Source organism: Thermostichus sp. MS-CIW-23 (assembly GCF_054059455.1).
On record NZ_JBSSCC010000072.1, the window covers coordinates 1 to 4,943 of the forward strand.

Here is a 4,943-nt window from a genome sequence, read left to right on the forward strand (position 1 = left end):
AAACAGAAAGATCAACTGGTAGTAATCCGTACTGAACATATTATACATTATTTTCAGTATAGTTGAGCTTATTATTGACTAGAGTCATGCTCTACCAAGCTAGCGGCAAATCCAATCCCCTCGCTACAGCTTGCAGCCGGGATCCCTGAAGAGCCAATTGAGGCTTGGCCTGCCCATAGACCGCCACCATTCCGGGGCAAACTTTTCATTCGCGCGAGCGGTGCGGAGCACTTTACTTCTTGTCAGCAGTGGGGCGAAAAAGAGGGATCCCCTTGAGGCGTGCTTATGCTGCCGGCGTCCACTGCACAGCTTCGCCCATGGGCCCCAACCTCAACCCAGTATCTATTCTGGCCAAAAGGTATTCCCTGTCATGCCTCGCAGGGTGAAATAAACAAATAGAAGCAACAAAAGGGATCCCAGCGTAACCATAGCCGCCGCTGTTGGACTTTTGCGATACAGGCCGACAAAAGGCTGGAGGCCAGCCCAGATCCCCCCCAGCAAAACGGTAATAAAGTAAGTGGGATAACGGGAGACATTCTCCACAAACTGGTCTTCCAGTCTTCTGGGGGGCTGCGGTTGTGGCATAAGAGGCTGGGGCTCCAACTCCTTTTTTCTCAGTGTGCCATAGGTAGCTGTCAACCATCTGGAGGCTGGCCATCTTCAGGGAACTGGCGGCAACTCAAAAAGTGTAGTCATCTCAAACTAGATTGAGACACTCCCCAAACGCTCCGCGCCGCTGCCGCGACCCCCCAGCTCATCTCTCTGGGAGAGGGGGGTTGGAGAGCAATGCAACGGAAATGTTTTATTCCTATTCAAAATGACTATAAATCTCCTCCATTGGCGCTCTTTTGGCAGCCGAGCAACCTCGGCTCCCCAGCCGCTGTGGCACCAACCGACCGGTAAGCAGCCTCTCTGCCGCTTGGCTCACAGCCTCCGCGAGGGAGAAAGTCCATCGTCCCCTCATATCAAAAAGAACATCTACTTCACGAAGAGTGGTTGGAGCGAAGGGGAGACTGCGCAGATTCAGGAAACCGAGAACCTGATATGGTAGGCGTTATCCTGCCTGATCTGCTCTTTTGCTCAGTGCAGCCTCCCCTCTTCATAGACTGATGCGAGAATTGCCCTCTGATCCTTCCAATCGTGCCGGCGTACCCTTTGGGGATCAGACCCTGGCTCTGATGCGCGTCCAGGAGGCCCTGGATCAATTGGAGGCAGCCATTCTCAGTAGCCCTCGCCTGTTTTGGTCTCGCACCCTTATTGAAGAGGAAAAGATTCTGGAGCAGTTAGACTTTATCCGCCTGAACCTGCCGACAGCCCTGGAGGAAGCGGAGGAACTGCTGCGCCAGCGGGATCGGATCTTGGCAGAGGCCAATCGCTACGCCCAAGAAATTGTGGCCGCGGCCCAACGTAGGGCTGAGCAGCTCCTCAACGAATCGGCGATTCTGCGACAGGCCCAAGCTCAGGCGGAGCAGTTATTGCAACAAGCCTATCAACATAGTGAGGAGGTGCGGCGACAGACACTGCAGGAATCGGAGCGCCTGCAGCGGGAGGCCCACCGTTACGTGGATCAGGTGTTGCAAGACTTGGAGTTGCGGTTGGTGGAGTCCTTGCGGGTGATCCGCAACGGGCGGCAAAATCTGCAGACCTAACAGAGAAGAGTCAGACTGGGGCTTGAGCGCTGCCTTCAACCTGTGCCAGGAGCATTTTTATCCCGCGTTGTGCAAGTCTTTTGGAGCGGTGGGTTAGGGATCTCCTGAGCAGGCGAGGGACGGCTCCCCTCGCTAGACTTGAGCAGAAGACGTTCCCCAGCGGCCCTTGACATCCTCTCTGCCCATCATCCTTGGCGTATCAGGCGCTTCAGGGATGCTCTATGCTGTGCGCGCTCTGCATGTTCTGCTCAGCCTGGGCTACCGCGTCGAAGTGGTGGCCTCCAAAGCGGCCTATCAGGTGTGGCAGGGAGAACAAGGGGTGCTGCTGCCGACAGACCCCCGCAAGCAGGCCCACTTTTGGCGACAGCAAGCCGAGAGCAGCGGTGGATCCCTAGTTTGTCATCGCTGGCAGGATGTGGGGGCAACCATTGCCAGTGGCTCCTATCGCACGCAGGGGATGTTGGTGATCCCGTGCAGCATGGGTACAGTTGCCAAGTTGGCTGCCGGCTTGAGCTCGGATCTGCTGGAGCGGGCTGCTGATGTGCAGCTCAAGGAGGGACGACGCTTGGTGGTGGTGCCGCGGGAAACCCCCTTTAGCCTGATCCACCTGCGCAACTTGACCACTCTGGCAGAAGCGGGGGCGCGCATTGTTCCGGCCATTCCAGCTTGGTACCACCAGCCGCGTACCATCCTAGATTTGGTGGATTTTGTGGTGGTGAAGGCGTTGGATCAGTTCGGTATTGATGGCGATCTCATTCGCCGCTGGCAGGGGATGCGCCAGCATCAGATCCTCAAGCTGCCCCCTGATCTCTGAGCGGGATCCCTTTTCCCGGCGGCAGGCTGGGATTTGGCTTGGGGGTGTTCCAAGCTGGGGGGGCCTGTGCCGATAGCCCTCACTTGTGGCACCTTGCCGGGAATAGCTCAGATCACTTGCTGAGCTAGCCGACTCGGGGATCCCGCTGAAGGGGGGTGGGCAAGTCAGGGCAGGTCTCCAGACTGGCCGCCCATTCCCCGATGAGGGTGTTGACCCAGTGAGGCAGCTCGTCGTGGGCGCAGTGGCCTACTCCCGGCAGCTTCACCAAGGTGAGGGCAGGTTGCCAGCGCTTAAATTGGTCTGCCAAAAAACTGGGCACTGCCGGATCTTCTCGGCCCCAAAGTAGCAAGATAGGCATTTTTAGGGTGGGCAGCAGGCGTTTGGGGCTGTCGAAGCGGCGGCAGAGAATGGCCCTCAGACCGTCCAAAAACACGTGGGCTGCCCCCGGCTCAAAGGCCGGTCTCTGGAAGATCTGCACCAGCTCGTCATCCACCTGCTCATCCCGCTTGTAGACATTCTTGATCCAAGCTCGTAGCACCTCGGTTTGTCGCAGCCAGTTGAAGAGGTGGGGATAAGTGAGGGGGCACCCCAGCAACGACAGAATCCCTTCGCAGAGGGCTCGCACCAGAGCATCCCAGGGAGAGGGCAATTCTTCCGGATGGGGCCCATCGGCGCAGCTAATCAAGCACAGGCCCTTCACCATCTGGGGATAGCGGGCGGCGGCAATGACTCCCACCAAGCCCCCGATGGAATGGCCCACCAGGATGCTGGGCTGCTGAATGTGAGTTTGCCAAAACTCGTGTACCTGCTCCACCCACAGATCAACGCTGTAGGCAATCTCCGGCTTGGCACTCTTGCCAAATCCCAGCAGGTCGAGGGCATAGACGGAGCGCTGGGATCCCAGAGGGACGATGTTGTGGCGCCAATGGCCCACCGAAGCCCCAAATCCGTGGATTAAAAGGGCCGGAGCTGCCGTTAAGTTGACGACACCGGCAGGGGTTTGGGCACGACTGGGAGTGTAAGTGAAATGGATGGGCCAGCCCCGCCAATGCCAGGTTTGGGAGTAGCCGTAGCGAGGCAAAGCCGACAAGGGATCCCTGTCGCTACCCGTTGGGGAAGGGGAGGGCGCATCAACAGAGGAGAAACCGGGATTGCCGACGGAATTGGCGCTGACCCGAGCAGAAGGGGAAGGATGGGAGTCGAGTCCGTGCAAGGGAGGAGTGGGTGACAACAATAGGCTCATCTCCAATTTAGGCTAGACCAATCTTAGTGGTTTCCTCGGCTCATCATTTAATAGGACGTACTTTGCCACCGGTTCTTCTATATCTTCCAGGACATGCCAGCATGACTGTGTCCATAACCCCAGACCCAATGGATGAAGCCTTCGGGATAGACCCGATTACCGCTGCCAGCTTTCGCCAGATCGATCAGGAGATCGGCCCCCACCCCTGGCAAGGGATCCCTTATGAGGTGGTGCGCCGTGCCATTCATGCCACTGCCGACTTTGAGCTGCGGGATCGCTTTTTCTTCGGCCCCAACGCCGTTGAACACGCCCTGGCAGCCCTACGGCAAAAGCAGCCTGTCATTGTCGATGTCAGGATGGTGGCAGCTGGGATCCAGTCAGGTCTGAAAGCCCAAGGGATCCCCCTCTACTGTGCTTTGGACTGGGTGGAGGAGCCCCGTTGGCCCGGCCAAACCCGTGCCGCTAATGGGATGGTGAACTTAGCACGCCGCCATCCGGAAGCCCTGTTTGTCATCGGCAATGCCCCCACTGCACTGCTGGCTTTGGTGGAGGAGATTCGGGCGCAGCGGGTCAAACCGGCTTTGGTGATCGGAGTGCCGGTGGGATTTGTGGCGGTGGAAGAGGCCAAGCAGGCGTTGGCGCAAACGGATGTTCCCCAGATTCGGGTGGAGGGCCGCAAAGGCGGATCCCCAGTTGCTGCTGCCATTGTCAATGCCCTTCTCTTGGCAGCTCAACGGGATCCCATCCCCAACTGACTAGAATTGAAGGGATATCTTCAGACCTTTCCCATGACCCCAGAACAAGAGGAGTGGCTGATTCGCAACCTTCAGCAACAACAAGAACAAATCCAAGAAATGCGGGCCGAGCAGCAGCGGTCGGCTGAGCGCTTTGAGGCTCAGATGGTTGAGATGCGGCAGGGCTTTGCAGCCCAAATCTCCGAGATCCGGGCTGAACAGCAACGATCTGCCGAGCGCTTTGAGGCCCAGATGGCCGAAATGCGAGCCGAGCAGCAGCGGTCGGCTGAGCGCTTTGAGGCTCAGATGGTTGAGATGCGGCAGGCCTTTGCAGCCCAAATCTCCGAGATCCGGGCTGAACAGCAACGATCTGCCGAGCGCTTTGAGGCCCAGATGGCCGAAATGCGGGCCGAGCAGCAGCGGTCGGCTGAGCGCTTTGAGGCTCAGATGGTTGAGATGCGGCAGGCCTTTGCAGCCCAAATCTCCGAGATCCGGGCTGAACA

General features: G+C 58.1%; 5 protein-coding genes and 1 pseudogene. 4 read left to right on the forward strand and 2 right to left on the reverse strand.

Annotation, left to right across the window (positions count from 1 at the left end):
- Positions 1-342: 342 nt before the first annotated feature.
- Positions 343-585, reverse strand: coding sequence for a DUF751 family protein (locus ACVW0B_RS14125; protein ID WP_041436092.1), 243 nt, complete (start codon positions 583-585; stop codon positions 343-345).
- Positions 586-1,118: 533 nt separating this feature from the next.
- Between ACVW0B_RS14125 and ACVW0B_RS14130 the strand changes: the two genes are divergently transcribed.
- Together ACVW0B_RS14130 and ACVW0B_RS14135 are read left to right on the forward strand one after the other, a co-directional pair.
- Complete coding sequence (locus ACVW0B_RS14130) at positions 1,119-1,649, forward strand: ATP synthase subunit B family protein (RefSeq protein WP_238376845.1); 531 nt, start codon at positions 1,119-1,121, stop codon at positions 1,647-1,649.
- Positions 1,650-1,815: 166 nt separating this feature from the next.
- Positions 1,816-2,463, forward strand: a complete 648-nt coding sequence (locus tag ACVW0B_RS14135; protein ID WP_457393219.1) for a flavin prenyltransferase UbiX — start codon at positions 1,816-1,818, stop codon at positions 2,461-2,463.
- Positions 2,464-2,587: 124 nt separating this feature from the next.
- Here the strand turns inward: ACVW0B_RS14135 and ACVW0B_RS14140 are convergent, their stop codons facing one another.
- Complete coding sequence (locus ACVW0B_RS14140) at positions 2,588-3,706, reverse strand: alpha/beta fold hydrolase (RefSeq protein ID WP_457491977.1); 1,119 nt, start codon at positions 3,704-3,706, stop codon at positions 2,588-2,590.
- Positions 3,707-3,807: 101 nt separating this feature from the next.
- On the opposite strand from ACVW0B_RS14140, the gene ACVW0B_RS14145 reads away from it, so the two are divergent.
- Together ACVW0B_RS14145 and ACVW0B_RS14150 are read left to right on the forward strand one after the other, a co-directional pair.
- Complete coding sequence (locus tag ACVW0B_RS14145) at positions 3,808-4,461, forward strand: cobalt-precorrin-8X methylmutase (RefSeq protein ID WP_457491978.1); 654 nt, start codon at positions 3,808-3,810, stop codon at positions 4,459-4,461.
- A gap of 33 nt (positions 4,462-4,494) precedes the next feature.
- Positions 4,495-4,943: pseudogene (locus ACVW0B_RS14150) on the forward strand (hypothetical protein); the annotation flags it as partial.

Excerpts from the sequence above, each read along its gene's own strand:
- ACVW0B_RS14125 (WP_041436092.1), bottom strand. The coding sequence starts at position 585 with ATGCCACAACCGCAGCCCCCCAGAAGACTGGAAGACCAGTTTGTGGAG.
- ACVW0B_RS14140 (WP_457491977.1), bottom strand. The coding sequence starts at position 3,706 with ATGAGCCTATTGTTGTCACCCACTCCTCCCTTGCACGGACTCGACTCC.
- ACVW0B_RS14145 (WP_457491978.1), top strand. The coding sequence starts at position 3,808 with ATGACTGTGTCCATAACCCCAGACCCAATGGATGAAGCCTTCGGGATA.